The 14,426-nt window shown below is 44.1% G+C and carries 13 protein-coding genes; 7 read left to right on the top strand and 6 right to left on the bottom strand.

Annotated features, from left to right (window positions below; genetic code table 11):
* The first annotated feature begins 43 nt into the window (after nt 1-43).
* The gene (locus VER99_RS20545; RefSeq protein WP_020335311.1) at nt 44-658 is read left to right on the top strand and encodes a glutaredoxin family protein; all 615 of its coding nucleotides are present in this window, start codon (nt 44-46) and stop codon (nt 656-658) included.
* Between the two features lie 127 nt (nt 659-785).
* Here VER99_RS20545 and VER99_RS20540 read toward each other — a convergent pair whose 3' ends face one another.
* Both VER99_RS20540 and VER99_RS20535 read right to left on the bottom strand, forming a co-directional pair.
* On the bottom strand, nt 786-920 hold the full coding sequence (locus VER99_RS20540; RefSeq protein WP_014234655.1) for a hypothetical protein: 135 nt from the start codon (nt 918-920) through the stop codon (nt 786-788).
* Nucleotides 921-1,049: 129 nt separating this feature from the next.
* The gene (locus VER99_RS20535) at nt 1,050-1,397 is read right to left on the bottom strand and encodes a hypothetical protein (RefSeq protein WP_014234656.1); all 348 of its coding nucleotides are present in this window, start codon (nt 1,395-1,397) and stop codon (nt 1,050-1,052) included.
* A gap of 264 nt (nt 1,398-1,661) precedes the next feature.
* Between VER99_RS20535 and VER99_RS20530 the strand changes: the two genes are divergently transcribed.
* Nucleotides 1,662-2,549 carry a LysR family transcriptional regulator gene (locus VER99_RS20530; protein ID WP_014234657.1) on the top strand — a complete coding sequence of 296 codons (888 nt, stop codon included), beginning with the start codon at nt 1,662-1,664 and terminating at the stop codon, nt 2,547-2,549.
* A 242-nt stretch (nt 2,550-2,791) separates the two neighbouring features.
* Nucleotides 2,792-4,612 carry a putative bifunctional diguanylate cyclase/phosphodiesterase gene (locus VER99_RS20525; RefSeq protein ID WP_020335312.1) on the top strand — a complete coding sequence of 607 codons (1,821 nt, stop codon included), beginning with the start codon at nt 2,792-2,794 and terminating at the stop codon, nt 4,610-4,612.
* Between the two features lie 75 nt (nt 4,613-4,687).
* On the opposite strand, the gene VER99_RS20520 is transcribed toward VER99_RS20525, so the two are convergent.
* Both VER99_RS20520 and VER99_RS20515 read right to left on the bottom strand, forming a co-directional pair.
* Nucleotides 4,688-5,971 carry a peptidoglycan DD-metalloendopeptidase family protein gene (locus VER99_RS20520; protein WP_014234659.1) on the bottom strand — a complete coding sequence of 428 codons (1,284 nt, stop codon included), beginning with the start codon at nt 5,969-5,971 and terminating at the stop codon, nt 4,688-4,690.
* A gap of 120 nt (nt 5,972-6,091) precedes the next feature.
* Nucleotides 6,092-6,724, bottom strand: a complete 633-nt coding sequence (locus tag VER99_RS20515; protein ID WP_020335313.1) for a hypothetical protein — start codon at nt 6,722-6,724, stop codon at nt 6,092-6,094.
* 308 nt (nt 6,725-7,032) lie between these two features.
* Here VER99_RS20515 and VER99_RS20510 point away from each other — a divergent pair, with 308 nt between their 5' ends.
* From VER99_RS20510 to VER99_RS20495, 4 genes are all read left to right on the top strand, one after another.
* Complete coding sequence (locus tag VER99_RS20510; protein WP_024372871.1) at nt 7,033-7,440, top strand: GFA family protein; 408 nt, start codon at nt 7,033-7,035, stop codon at nt 7,438-7,440.
* Nucleotides 7,441-7,656: 216 nt separating this feature from the next.
* Complete coding sequence (locus VER99_RS20505; RefSeq protein WP_014234662.1) at nt 7,657-8,328, top strand: YoaK family protein; 672 nt, start codon at nt 7,657-7,659, stop codon at nt 8,326-8,328.
* A 549-nt stretch (nt 8,329-8,877) separates the two neighbouring features.
* Nucleotides 8,878-10,242: a YjiH family protein gene (locus VER99_RS20500; RefSeq protein WP_014234663.1), complete on the top strand. Its 1,365-nt coding sequence runs from the start codon at nt 8,878-8,880 to the stop codon at nt 10,240-10,242.
* Between the two features lie 425 nt (nt 10,243-10,667).
* Nucleotides 10,668-12,539: a methyl-accepting chemotaxis protein gene (locus VER99_RS20495; RefSeq protein ID WP_020335317.1), complete on the top strand. Its 1,872-nt coding sequence runs from the start codon at nt 10,668-10,670 to the stop codon at nt 12,537-12,539.
* 66 nt (nt 12,540-12,605) lie between these two features.
* On the opposite strand, the gene VER99_RS20490 is transcribed toward VER99_RS20495, so the two are convergent.
* Both VER99_RS20490 and VER99_RS20485 read right to left on the bottom strand, forming a co-directional pair.
* Complete coding sequence (locus VER99_RS20490; protein WP_020335318.1) at nt 12,606-12,962, bottom strand: hypothetical protein; 357 nt, start codon at nt 12,960-12,962, stop codon at nt 12,606-12,608.
* 233 nt (nt 12,963-13,195) lie between these two features.
* A complete protein-coding gene (locus VER99_RS20485) occupies nt 13,196-14,353 on the bottom strand; it encodes an amino acid permease (RefSeq protein WP_014234666.1) in 1,158 nt (385 codons plus the stop codon).
* Between the last annotated feature and the right edge of the window lie 73 nt (nt 14,354-14,426).

The following is a 14,426-nucleotide window of genomic DNA, read 5'->3' as shown; positions in this document are numbered from 1 at the left end:
TTTTGAGTTCTATATTTTCAGAGAAGGAAATGAGGAGCGTCGCATGACACAACCAATCAAAATCACACTCTATCGATGGGCAGGAAGCTGGGGACCTTTCAAAGTGAACATCCCTTGCGGAGAATGCACGCTAACCCACGATATTTTAACCGATACTTTTGAAAATGAGCTGTCAGATGTGCCTGTAGAGCTGGAAGTCAAAGATTGGTTATCCCACTGGTGGGAACCCTTAAAGAAAGGCGCCTGGCACGCTCCTATTCTGATAGTAGAAGGTAAGGTGATCAGCCAAGGTGAAGCATTAAACCGAGGTGTATTAATACAATCGGTTATTGCTGAGTGGGTTAAACGAGATAGCCTCAAAGGGAATATTGTTTACGGAAAAGCTACGTGTCCACATTGTAAGAAGGCCAAGCAACTGCTTGATGATGCAGGTATCACATACCAATATTACGATGTGGTGAAAGACAGTGCCGCACTTTACAGAATGATCCCGGAAGTCAAAGCCATCATAGGTGAAAAAACACCCGTCACTGTGCCTCAGATCTGGCTAGAAAGTAAGTATATTGGAGGTGCTGATAGTCTGGAAAAGTGGTTAGTAGCAAAGGGGCTAGATAAAGTCCCGAATAATGTTGTAGAGATACCGAGTCAGTCTGCATAGTCTGACATTGGTCTGAAACCTTTACCTATGCTATTTCGGTCACTGACTGTGATTGATATTGTTTGTAGAAGCGCTGAAGTAATTATGGAAACAAAAAGCCCTGATTAAGTAATCAGGGCTTTTTGTATTAATTCGCTAGCTTTTTCACTAAACGAGAAAGAGCAGAAGCTTTTTTCTTCTTCGCTTTACCGTGAAGTGCTTTGTGCATTGCATCTTTAGCAATCATTTGGCCAATGTAAGCGCCACCAAGTTCGTTTGTCATGACCTTCTCCTGAAGTTATCCTTCTTGTTTGTGTGGTAATATTACACCACAAAAGGACAAAAACAAGATCTAAATCACATGTTTTTGTAATTAAATTTCAACCCTAACTAACCTGGACACACATTTAACTCAGCGTTTCGGCTGTTGGTAGGTTTTACCAGCAGCAACATAAGTATCTTTCTGTTTGATTTCAAAGAAGGTTTCAAAGAACCAAGCGGCAAACTTGATTAAATGATCGCCTTCATTCATGACATGTTCCACATACTCTTGCTCTTCACCAGACTCATCTTCTTGAGTTGTCATATGGTAAATACGCTTTTCACCATCGACTTCCGCAAGACCAAACTGACCTGTAAGAGACTGAGCCGCTTGCGCGACCTCTTCTTCTTCACAAGCTTTTAGTATCTCAAGTGCTTTAGGCATGTTTTCTTGCTGGATAATTTCTTTTACCAGCGTTTCAAATTCGTTTTGTTGCATTCTTTCACCTAACGATTAAAGACGGTTTGCTGCGCATTTTAGAAAGGTGGTGTCTCCCTTGCAAGAAGATTCAAACCGTTGCGTCTGGCTGGTTCTAATTAGGGAGCAGCCATTCTTCCCGCCAAAGGTAACAAAGTTCCCCGCAAGATAGTGATTTATACACGCTCTCATACGATGACAGCCTTGCCCCTTACAGTGTATATTTCGACACGCATAGTTGATAATTGGTTCATATCGTGAAGAATTAGTTCTTAGGAGGAAGCAGTGGATTGGATTCAAAGTGTACAAAGTTATATTCGTGTCGTTGAAGAAGGCAGCTTTAACGGTGCAGCACGAAAACTCAATACCACCAGCTCAGCCATCAGCAAGCGGATTCAATGGCTTGAAGACAAAGTCGGCGTGCAGCTGCTCAAACGCACGACTCGTTCAATCAGCCAAACGGAAGCTGGCGCTCTATTCTATGAGCGAGCCAAAAGTCAGCTCGATTCCTGGCAGTCCGTTTTAGACGAAACTCGCTCGGTGAACCAATCGCCGGCAGGGCTTTTAAAAATTGGCGCTACACTCGCGGTAGGTTCGAAGTTTCTTGTCCACTATCTGGATGACTTTCTCGAAAAATACCCGGACATCACACTACAACTGACGACCACATTGCCCGGTCAACTTCCTGAGTTAAGTTTGGACCTCTTTATCAGCCGCGAGTTAGATCAGCTCAACTCACTCAGTTTTAAGGCTAGCCCTCTGTTCAAACACAAAGCTCAGTTTTATGCTGCCCCGAGTTATTTAGAAAAGTACGGCACACCAGAACGCGTCGAAGATTTAAGCCGACACAACGTGCTTATATGGGGTGAAAAACCCTCAAGAGAAATTAAGACCAATAAGAACCAACGGATAAGCTTATCCGGCAACTTTGCAACGACAAATCCAGAAGCTTTATTTCATGGCGCTAAGCGAGGGATGGGTATACTCATGACCAACAACGTCATGATCAAAGATGACCTAAAATCTGGAGCATTAGTGCCTATTTTGCCAGACATTACGGCTGATGAAGCGATCGTCTACGCTTACTACCCTAAATTAGACTATCAACATACCCGAACTCAATTGTTTCTCGACTATCTAAAATCTCGATTAGAAGAAGAAAAACGAGAATAATTTCAGATAACTAACAACGCTCCAATAGCAGTCCCTTGCTTGATGAAAAGTAATCAAACACTGGCCTGGCGAGGTAAAAATCGTGCCACTGGTTACACTTACAGGTAAACCATACTGTAACTTAGTCGCTGGCAAAGTTTGAAAAATCCACCTAAGTAAACGATAGTTTGTCTGATACGTTTCAAATTAGTCAGAATCAACGCCACACGATATAGAACAAACAACGCTAGGTGACGTGTACAATGGATCATGTACAAATCAGTTTTCAAAAGCTTGATGAGATCTTGAAGCTGAGTGGTAGTGCTCTACTAAACAGGGTGATTTTAGATATTCATCAACAGGTGAACACGCACTGTACCTGTATTGTCGAGGTGGCTCATCTCCAGCACTCAGCTCATACAATATCGGTTGCTAGAAACGATAAAATCGAAGATCACCTTGAGTACCCACTTTCTGGCTCACCATGCGAGGAAGTGGTTAACGATATCGGTGAGAATATCTTCTTTCAAGATCATGTATATCGTGATGTATCCGAAGATAAAATGTTTCGCGAAATTGGCATAGAAGCGTATTTAGGATTGCCACTGAAAACACAAAATGGCGATGTACTCGGTATTTTGATATCTACTTTTACCCATCTCTTTTCCGCACTGGAAGCGCAAGCATTGCTCGAACTGCATCGCTTCTACGCCAATGTCATCATCCACAGTTTACGAGAAAAATGGGTCAGTGAGCGTTCGGATAAACTTCTAAACCAGCTGAGTTACGAAGTTTCGCACGACAATCTGACAGGACTACTTAACCGCAGTTGCCTGGCTGATACCCTGGAAACTTTAACACAACAGTCGTCGCGCCCTTTTAACCTTGCTTATCTGGATATCGATAACTTCAAGTCGATTAACGACATCAATGGGAACTACATTGGCGACCAGATAATAAAATTCACGGCAAACGCGATCCAAGAAAGCCTGTCCTCCCCAGAAAATGCGTTTCGGGTTGCTGGCGACGAGTTTGCATTTATCACCTATGACGAAGACCCTGTTGCGGTGTGCCAGCAGATTCTCGACATCATAGAAGCGGGTTACATTGATAAATCGAACCACATCTCGTTCACAGTGAGTATTGGTATTGCACGAGCCGCCAATCACAGCCCAAAAACAGATGGGCTTATCCTGAATGCCAGCCTGGCCTTGAAAGATTGCAAGAAACACCGAGAGACGCGTATACAGCACTATGACACGCAGCTTAGTGCCCTTTATCATCGACAAACGCAACTTATTGAGGTGATACGTCAGCAGCTGAAAACGAGCATCACAGACAATCATGAACTGTATGTCGTTGTTCAACCGATCGTGGACATCAACGCTGACCAGTGGGATTACTTTGAAATTCTCTCCCGTTGGGAAAGTGACACATTGGGCAACATCGCCCCTTCTGAGTTTATAGAAGCAGCCGAACAATCTGGCTTAATCGTAGAGCTCGGTGAGCGCATTATTGAACTCGCTTGTATTGCCAAACAAGAGTTGGAATCTCAATTAGGTCACAGCGTAAAGTTATCGATAAATTGTTCTGCTTATGAGTTGGTGGATTCTAAGCGCTACATCAACCATTTAACGTCCATGATAGACAAGTACCAACACTCGACCTGCGACTTTGTTATCGAACTCACCGAAACCGTTTTACTGTCCCTAAGTGGACAAGAACAGATGGTTCTGAATTCATTACGTTATCTCGGGTTTCAAGTCGCCTTGGATGACTTTGGTACTGGCTACTCAAGCCTGAACTATATTCACAACTACCCTATCGACATCATAAAAATTGATGCGACGTTTGTGAGAAATATGCTTTCGAACAAAACGTCTGAACAAGTGGTTTTATTGATCGTGCAACTTTCCCAATTGCTCAACGTGAACTTAATCGCAGAGGGTGTGGAAGATAAGAATGCCTCAGACAAGCTCATTGAGATGGGATGCAATTACATACAAGGCTATTTCTACGCCAAACCAAGCCGTGTAAGCGAGATGATCACGCTGATTAATAAACGACAAGTTAAAAGCGCATAAAAAAGTGAATAAACAAAGGCCAAGCAATGCCTGGCCTTTCAAGGTTAAATTTTGCACAAAGGGAAAACCGGACTGTTATAAAACCGCTTTCTCTTTATTCTTCAGAAGCTTATCCATCGCATCACGATTAGCAACAAACGTTGCCATTTCCTTCTTAGGCACCGAACTCGCCATTGGAATGTTCGCTCTCATGGCGTTGACTGGTCGGCCATACTGGATCAATTCATAGTGCAGATGAGGGCCAGTTACACGGCCTGTTTTACCAGATAGACCAATGCGTTGACCACGTGACACTTTTTGCCCTTTCTTCACCAGGATCTTACTTAGGTGTAGATAGCGGGTTTTGAACTTACTACCGTGTTCAACCACCACGTAATTACCCGCGTATGGGTGTTTACGTGTCATGATAACCGTTCCGTCACCTGTCGAAACCACAGGCGTTCCGATTGGTGTTGCGAAGTCGGTACCATTATGTGGCGCGACACGTCCTGTCACGGGGTGATGACGATTAGGATTGAACCCAGAACTGATTCGCCAACCACGACTCACAGGATAACGCTGGAAAGCACGCTGCAGGCTCTCACCTTTCGCGTTATAAAATTGACCATCGGTATGCAGGTAAGCGGTAATTTCACGACCGCGATTATAAATCTTTATCGCTTCAATTTCGTTCTTACCAGTAGAGACACCATTGATGCTCTGTGAACGTCGAACCACTTCAAAGCGATCGCCGGCACGAAGATCTTTGCCAAAGTTTAATTGCTCTTTCAGCAAGGTCACAACCTGACTGATTTCAGCCGAAGTTAAACCAAGACGACTCGCTGATGAAGAGAAGCTGCCTTGGATCACACCAACCAGTGGTTCTTGATTCCATACGCCAGGAATTGAAATGTCGGTAAAGTCATAATTGCCGTCACGGTTCAGCTCATAAACCACTTTGTCTGCAATAGAAAATTGCAGTTCCATTTTAAGCAGTTCACCTTCGATATCGTCACGCCAAAATCGCAATGTATTGCCTGGTTTTAGCGTATCAAGCGCAAGGTAGTTTAAGTCCGTTTCCATGACTTTCATTAGCGAGCTGTAGCCGAAACCAAGCTGACTAAAAATGGTACTAAGATTGTCGCCTGCTTGGATTTGATACTCAAAGTTCGGTGGGGTGACAACTTCTGCAGTCGTCGCATCAAGAATTCTTTCAACAACCTGCGATTCCGGCAGGTTTAAAGCGATGGTTTTCGTTAATGGTGACTCTTTGAGAGAGTGGGAAACACCAATCGCGAACAAAACAGGTAAGGAGTACAACAGCAGCGCTCTACGACCTGTCAGATTCGGCAACCGTCTTGTAATTTCATTTGTAGACACGGGAATTACTATCTCCTTATAAACAGGCCTAATAGCTTATTCATTCCCGCATAAGAAATCACTAGGAAATTTCGAGATCTAGCTCAGAAAACACCTATTTTTTACATAAGTAAAATAAATTCATCTTTGTTGCATATGTAGGAAATTGCCTACACGCTTCAGCGATACAGAATTTAATTGTTTAGGCACTTCAGACATCGCTTGATTTTCATCGTGCGTCAGATAGGAGGCATCGATAATTGTATCGTCTCGCCATTCCAGTTGATTAAATTTAATACGATCGCCAATGAATACACTATCAAGTAATATAACTCGGCTTGGAACAGCATCAAATTTAAACAGACCAATATAATAAAACGATCCTGTTCCCTGTGAGGTAACAATCATAGGGGCAACAATCCAAGGCACGTCTTCTATCTGGCGTTGAACAATAAATTCTGTCGGTAACAAAACCTTACCTTTCGTCGCCCCAGCATCGTATTGACCAATCAAATAACCATGTTCTTTATCCCACTCATCAATGAAACTCACTGCATTTTGTTCGGGAACCTGAATTGTCCACGGATTTGAAGATTTGATATTTAGCACGTCCGAAATAATCGTATTAGTCTGAACTTCGCTTTGCGGAAACTTGGCTAATATTTCGTCATCAGAGAGGCTAAATCGGTAAACACCAGCAACAATCACGATGATTAATAATACAACGGGAATAAGAAGGATAAGTGGAATAGGCAGAATTCTATTGCGGGCCATGAAGACTTCCTTGTTTTTATATTTTATAAATCGCGCTCGGAGTATATACCAAATAAAGAGCCATAACCGTAAAACAACCTTCGAATCAATACATCAAATGTTTCAAAATAAAACTGACTTGGCCTGCCTAAGTTCGTTGAGTTTTCGTTTGAAAGGTGATCGCTGCCATGAGGTATTCGGCCTTAAATGTCCTAAACTGTTCTCTGAGAACTTGAGAAGATTTAGCCCCGCGTGACACTAACCATTCGATTGCCAGTACAGGTGCTCCACGGGACATGAAGACAGTTTGAGGTTATTTAATTTTAACGATGCCAAAACCAAACAGAACCCACTCATGTGAGTGTGCGTGTGGCTTGATTCAGCTTCGCTGCTTAGGTGAACCCATGCGTACATCGATTTGCCATTGCTTTGAGTGTCAAAAGCGAACTGGCAGTGTATTTGGCGTCCAGGCTCGCTTCGCCAAAGAGAACGTCATTTTAGATGGTGACGTAATTAGCTATACCAGAATCAGCGATGACGGGAGCGAAGTCCGATACGAATTTTGTCCTGCCTGTGGCACCACCATGCGCCTGTTACTCTCCGCTGCACCAGACATCATTGTTGTGCCTGTCGGGCTCTTTAGTGACAAAGAATTTCAAGAACCGACCGTTTCTATCTATGAAGAACGAAAGCATGGCTGGGTCAGTTTCGAATGCACGATGGAGCACATCGAATGAGCGGCAACCTTATTTAGGACGGTACACGCTTTCCAAAAAGTAGCTTGTTCTCAAGCGTTTTTCCGACACGTTTTCTTATCAATCATTTGTTGTGATTGGCCTATCCCTGCTTTTTTGAATTTTTTTTGAGAATGATCAACCGAGTTGTACTGTAAGGGGTTTCGTATCTCAGTGTGAGCGCTATAATCGGCTCCTAACATTTAGTGGGGTTTTATTGTGATTTCCAGACTTCCTCGTTGGGTGGAATATGGCGCGTTTCTACTTGCCCTTCTTGCAGGCTGCGTCAATGCCGTCGGTCTACTCGGCTTTCAACATCAAGCGATAACACACATCTCCGGAACCGTAACTCAGCTAGGGAATAGCTTACTAACAGGTGTGGACAGCTCCATTCACCTGCTCTTCATCGTATTTAGCTTTTTGATTGGTGCTGCGTTCAGTGGTTTCTTTATCGAAAGCAGTGCATTAAAACTTGGACGTCGTTACGGGGTCGCACTGTGTATAGAAGGCAGCTTACTTCTTCTTAGTTTAGGCTTCTTGGTACAGGGCAACGTTTATGGCCAATATTTAGCTTCCGCTGCCTGCGGCTTGCAAAACGCGATGATTACGACGTTTAGTGGCGCTGTAGTCAGAACCACTCACATGACCGGTATTATTACTGATTTGGGCATTATGATTGGAGAAAGCTTGCGCGGACGTCAATTTGACCGTCGAAAGGCCCTATTGTTCTTATTCATCTTTTCCGGATTTTTACTCGGTGGCGTTGCAGGTGCCGCGCTTTTTACTGTGTATGGTCTGCATACATTGATATTTCCAGCGCTCTTAGCGTTCGGAACCGCCATCATTTACTGGATGTATTTGTACAGGCTAAACCATAGCCCAACGTCTTGATAATTCAGACAAACCGTCAAGTAACAATGGCACAGCAGCCTAAGTGCAAATGGCTTCATAACGCTTAGGCTGCAAGCAGGAACTCAACTGAATACCGCCACAAACACGCCGCTAAACTCCAATCCCAAATCTGACGACAATCCCTCACTTTGCCTTTCCCGTGTTCAACACTCAAACTTGCCGAGAGTCAGGAGAAAGTCCTTATGTTAAGAAAGTGTAATGGTGAAAAATCCCGCAATTGTTGCGTGATTTAAATCACACTTAGCCGCGTTTTTACTATTCCAATCACACTGCTTCTCAGAATTACCTTCACACAAGCCAATTAATGATACAATTTTCTAACACGAGCAACATATTCGTATACAGAAACGCATTATTCAATCAATTTTCCGACAAATCGACTGAATAAGTAAATGTATTTAATGAATAGTATTGCAATGGATGTAGTTTGCGGGTACCCTCCGCAACCTGCGATTAAATACGGATGTTTAGTGAATATTTATGTCATGGATTATGGCAAGTATTGACTAGTAGTAACACGAGACAATTATGCACAATAATACTAATGCTACTGAAGCACCTAAAGGCAACTTTTGGATGTTCCTGATTCCATCCTTAATCGGTCTTCTGCTTTTTATGGCACCAATCTCTTACGATGGTGATCTTACTATCCCAGTTGCGGTCATGGCTAAAGTCATTCCTGCTGTACTTGGCGATACATTGATTGCCATTATTACCGTTATCATCTCTTTTATGGCTGTCGCTTCTGTTCTTTGCAAAATTTTCCAGCCTGCTGCGATCCTTCGTAATGGTTTCCTTAACGGTTTGTTTAACCCATCCCCACTTTGGTTGCTTGTTCGCTTAATTGGCGCAGCTGCCGTGTTGATGACTTTCTTTGAGATCGGCCCTAAAGCCGTCTGGGAAGAAAACACAGGTGGATTGGTTCTGACAGGCCTGTTACCGACACTGTTTGCGGTATTCATCTTTGCTGGCCTATTACTGCCTTTGCTGCTTAACTTTGGTCTGTTGGAGCTGTTTGGCGCACTGCTAAGTAAAATAATGCGTCCAGTGTTTAACCTACCAGGCCGCAGTGCTATAGACTGTATGGCATCTTGGTTGGGTGATGGCAGTGTTGGTATCTTGCTGACCAGTAAACAGTACGAAAACAAGTTTTACACGCAACGTGAAGCTGCGGTAGTGGGTACCACTTTCTCAGCAGTTTCGATTACGTTCAGCTTAGTCGTTATCGCTCAGGTTCAACTTGAGCACTTGTTCTTGCCATTTTACGGCACCATCTGTCTTGCAGGTATTGTTGCTGCAGTGATCATTCCACGCTTACCGCCACTAAGCCTGAAAAAAGATCGCTACATTGATGACAGCAAGCCAGACAAAGATGCAGATGCAGTTCCTGAAGGCCATACAACGTTCTCTTGGGGTATGGATCTGGCTCTGAAACGCGCGTCAGAAGTGACATCGTTCCAATCTGTATTTAAAGAAGGTGTTCACAACGCAATAGACATGGTGTTTGGCGTACTACCTGTAGTAATGGGTCTTGGTACAGTTGCTTTGGTCATCGCAGAATACACGCCAGTATTTGAGATCTTGGGCCAGCCATTCATCCCTTACCTTGAATTGCTGCAAATCCCAGAAGCGGTTGCTGCATCGCAAACTATCGTCGTCGGCTTTGCTGATATGTTTATCCCTGCGATTCTGGCTGCTTCAATTGATAATGAAATGACGCGCTTTGTTATTGCTGCTATGTCTGTAACTCAGCTTATCTACATGTCTGAAGTGGGCGCGCTGCTACTAGGCAGTAAGATCCCGGTCAACATCGTAGAATTGTTCGTTATCTTTATTCTACGTACCCTAATCACACTACCTGTGATTGCTGGTATGGCGCACTTGATATTCTAACGTCAATTGCTCTCATAAAGGCTCTGCTTCGGCGGGGCCTTTTTTGTTTGAACACAACGAACGCCCCTCGCCCTCCTTAATTCCAATCTTGGCCAACAACATCAACCTTAGAAAAGAGTAATTTCTCTTGTTGCCGAGAGACGTATTTTCTCATCAGACCAGTCTGGATATTTTCCCCTCAACGAGCACTTCCCTCTAACTCATTCATATACAAGCAATAAATAACCACTTTGTTTTTTATCCATAACCAGAGTGCCAAATTACGCGTTTTTTCATCCAAATCGCGCATGTTTGGTTTCAAGTTTTTCACAATATTGTCGATAAGTAATGAAGAACCAAACACACCGGTTTCTTTTGCTGTCAATTCACCCGAGTAAGCAGAGGTGAAAGCAGGGATAAGCCATAGGGATACTCAGAGGAAAACTATGAAATTCAGACACAAGGTTGTCACCGCCTCTTCAATTTTGTTGCTCATTACTGTGTCGCTACTGTCGATAGAGCAAGTCATAACGATCCGAGCTCAAACCAGCGAACATATCGATTCTAGCGTACAAGAAATCTTAACGAGCGTAGGGAACACGGTAGAATCAGAAATGTCAGCCAAGAAGAATCTCGCTCGCGCCACAACCGAGATCATAGAGCTCGACCCAAACTCACAGGACTATGTTAAGAGCATTGTCGAGAAACCAACCCTAAAATCCAGCTTCATCGCCATTGGTTTAGGCTACGACCGTAACGGAGTGGTTGTCGAAAACGACGATGGCTGGGAGCCAGATGCGACTTACGATCCGCGTAAACGTCCTTGGTTTACCGCAGCTAAAAGCAAAGGCGACTTGGTAGTGACCGCACCGTACGTTGATGTCTCTACAAAAAGCGTAATCATCTCCGTTGGGACGCCAGTTAAAAACAACGGCCAGTTTACAGGTGCTATGTTTTATGACTTAGCACTCACGACACTTTCCGATTTGGTCAATCAAGTAAACTTGTTTGATGCGGGCTATCTATTTCTTGTGTCATCAGACGGCACAACCATTGCACACCCTAACAGCAAGCTCCATGGCGAGAAAATCAGCAGCTACTTGCCGCAAGTAAAACTGGAGGGCACAACTCAGAAGATTGAAATTGATGGCAGCCCATACATGGTCAGCCTGGAACACATCCCAAGTGAAGACTGGTATCTGGGTGCAGTGATCGACGAAACCATCGCTTATACGGATGTGGCCGAGTTACGTAACAGTGCAATCATTTATTCAATCATTGCGATTATCGCGTCAATTATCGCGTTAACTCTGTTGATTCGCACATTAATGCGCCCGCTTGATACTCTCAACAACGCGATTAAAGATGTGGCATCAGGAAAAGGCGATCTCACTCAACGTCTGGAAACCAATACCGATCCAGAGTTTTCTGAGCTTGCAAAAAACTTCAACACCTTTATAGAAAACTTACAGCACCAAATCATTGAATCGAAGAGTATTTCTGACCAGATCCTAAGTGGTACGCAAATTACCGCCAAAGGTGCTGAAGACTCCGCAGGCGCTATTCAAACTCAGCTACAGGAGCTTGAACAGTTAGCAACGGCCATGCACGAAATGTCGGTTACGGCAACCGAAGTGGCGAACAATGCTCAAGGTGCCGCAAGTGCAGCGAAAGAAGCCGATCAAGCGACGGTAGAGGGTTCATCCGTCGTAAGCGAGTCGACACAAACCATCAACTTGCTTTCAGACAGCATCGATTTGGCCGTCGAAGAAGTTCATGTTCTTGAATCGGCAACAGCGAACATTGAAACGATCCTTAAAGTGATTAACGATATCGCGGATCAAACCAACCTACTGGCTCTAAACGCAGCAATAGAAGCCGCTCGAGCGGGTGAGTCTGGCCGAGGTTTTGCGGTCGTTGCTGATGAAGTGCGTACGTTGGCTCAGCGCACACAAGAGTCTACAACGGAGATTCGCAGTATGATTGAACAGCTTCAGTCTGGCGCTTCATCTGTTGCCAGCGCAATGCACCAAAGTAAAGGCAGCGCAGTTGAAGCCGTGGAAAAAGCTGAGTTAGCTAATAACTCATTGCAACGTATTCGAGATGCTATTCAGAGAATTTCGGATATGAACTTACAGATCGCCTCTGCGGCTGAAGAGCAAAGCTTAGTTGCTGAAGAGATCAACAACAATACAGTTAATATTAAAGACCTGTCGACTCAGGTCGCTGAATCAGCGAATCGAACTAACGAGGCGATGCGAACTCAGCAGGAGGATGTTCATAAGCAAGATGATATCCTCAACCGATTTACGGTATAACGTCATCTGAAACAAAAACAGCGAGCTAGGCTCGCTGTTTTTGTTTCATCCACTTGTAAATTCAGACTAGAGTCTTAAATCAACGTGAACATAACGATCATTTGAACGACGATAATAGTGATCATCGACTTTTAAATAGGTCAAATTACCAATTTGGATAAAGACACTATTACTAGGAACGCGATCGCGGTAATAGTAGTGGTGTCTTGGTGGTCTATGCTCAACCACTATTACATCTCGATGTTTATGCTTATGTTTACGCTTGTGCTTATGGTGGTGACGATCATGGTCATGATCATCGTGGTAGTGATGATGCTCACGTTCATAGCGATGCTTATGCTTCGGATCCGCCATCGCGTCGGCACTAAATATGCCTAAAGTCAGCATAACGCCAGCCATGGCAACAGATAATTGTTTTGACACAACAGTTCCTCTCATCGAAATTACCACTCTAATCTTAGGCAGCAGCTATCCTACTCATGTCAGACCACCGCTAAGGTTTTTCACCAAACCGTCAGAGTTTTTGCCATATATCAGGTTTACGTCAGAACAATTACTCTCCTTATGCATCCCCCACTTTAGCCACACATTTCATAACCAATAAAAAAGCCGCGCTGTTTTATCAGCGCGGCTCTATTAAATTTGACTGTAAAAGCTTACACAGCTTGAGCAACCAGCAAGAAGCAACCAAACAGGAACATCATGCTCATTCCCATTACGCCGCCACCAGCTTCATAAATACTGTTATCTTCTACTGGTACACGACGAACTTTCATTGTCATAGACAGAGGAACGAATACCGCAAGGAATACCAGAATAATACCTGCATAGCTAAGGATGGCTAAGAAGTGCTCTGGTGCAAACACGGCTCCCAGTAACGGTAAAATAAACGTGGTAACAAATACCACTGGCTTACCCGCTTGTAACAAGTCTGCATTTTGATCGTAAAGGGCCATCGCCACCCCTAAGAACGAGGTCAATAGCGCCAAACCAGTAAACATAGACAGAATAAACTCCAGACCAGAGTACTGCTGACCAAGCACCGCAATCAATTCCGTCACATTTGAGTATTGAGCCAGCTCCTGAGGGGGTAAATTACCCACAACTGCAAGTAGCCAAAGCAGGTAACAAATAAGAGGAATGGTTGAGCCAACAATGATCATGTTTCGCAACTGCGTTTTGCTCGCTTCTTTGTTGTAACTAACCAGAGACGGAATCACGACCATAAAACCAAAGCTCGTAAATAGAACTGAGCTGGTTTTAATCAGCGCTACTTTGTCTTCGCTCACGACTTCATCTAGCCCTTCAAACGTCACGCTTGGCATAAGAGCGAAAAGAGTAAGGATAAGTGCGGCGATCATACCAATGAACAAAGCGCGGTTAAGCTTATCAACAACGCCTGTGCCTGCAGAAACAACGATGCCAACCAAAAGAGTGAAGCCAACTTGGCTTGAAATTGTCGAGATTGGTAGTCCCATCGACGCAGTAACTTTTTGTAGCAAATCGCCAGCGCCGATAATGTAAGCCATGAGTAGACAAACAAGCAGCGCATAAAGCAGGCCGTTAGTAACCAACTGACCACCTTTACCAAGCGTTTCGCGAGCAATTGCATTCATGCTAACGCCACCACCGACTTTACAGCTCGCTTCAAGAAGAAGCAGCGCCGCGTAAGTAGTTCCGGCCCAGATGAACAGCATAAGAAGTGTGCCCCACAGGAGGCCAAATTGAGCAAGCACCATAGGTATAGCAAGCATACCGGCGCCAAGAGCAGTACCTGCAACAATCAGGGAGCTGCCGACAAGTTTTAGATTCACGGTTAATACCTCTAAATTCAATCCGTTTTTGTTTCGCCTGCCGTACTTAATCCAAAGTACAAACAACAAAACG

It is taken from the genome of Vibrio natriegens NBRC 15636 = ATCC 14048 = DSM 759 (assembly GCF_035621455.1).
Classification (GTDB): domain Bacteria; phylum Pseudomonadota; class Gammaproteobacteria; order Enterobacterales; family Vibrionaceae; genus Vibrio; species Vibrio natriegens.
This window is presented reverse-complemented; position numbering and strand designations above follow the sequence as displayed.

Excerpts from the sequence above, each read along its gene's own strand:
- VER99_RS20545 (WP_020335311.1), top strand. The coding sequence starts at position 44 with ATGACACAACCAATCAAAATCACACTCTATCGATGGGCAGGAAGCTGG.
- VER99_RS20540 (WP_014234655.1), bottom strand. The coding sequence starts at position 920 with ATGACAAACGAACTTGGTGGCGCTTACATTGGCCAAATGATTGCTAAA.
- VER99_RS20535 (WP_014234656.1), bottom strand. The coding sequence starts at position 1,397 with ATGCAACAAAACGAATTTGAAACGCTGGTAAAAGAAATTATCCAGCAA.
- VER99_RS20525 (WP_020335312.1), top strand. The coding sequence starts at position 2,792 with ATGGATCATGTACAAATCAGTTTTCAAAAGCTTGATGAGATCTTGAAG.
- VER99_RS20515 (WP_020335313.1), bottom strand. The coding sequence starts at position 6,724 with ATGGCCCGCAATAGAATTCTGCCTATTCCACTTATCCTTCTTATTCCC.
- VER99_RS20510 (WP_024372871.1), top strand. The coding sequence starts at position 7,033 with ATGCCAAAACCAAACAGAACCCACTCATGTGAGTGTGCGTGTGGCTTG.
- VER99_RS20500 (WP_014234663.1), top strand. The coding sequence starts at position 8,878 with ATGCACAATAATACTAATGCTACTGAAGCACCTAAAGGCAACTTTTGG.
- VER99_RS20495 (WP_020335317.1), top strand. The coding sequence starts at position 10,668 with ATGAAATTCAGACACAAGGTTGTCACCGCCTCTTCAATTTTGTTGCTC.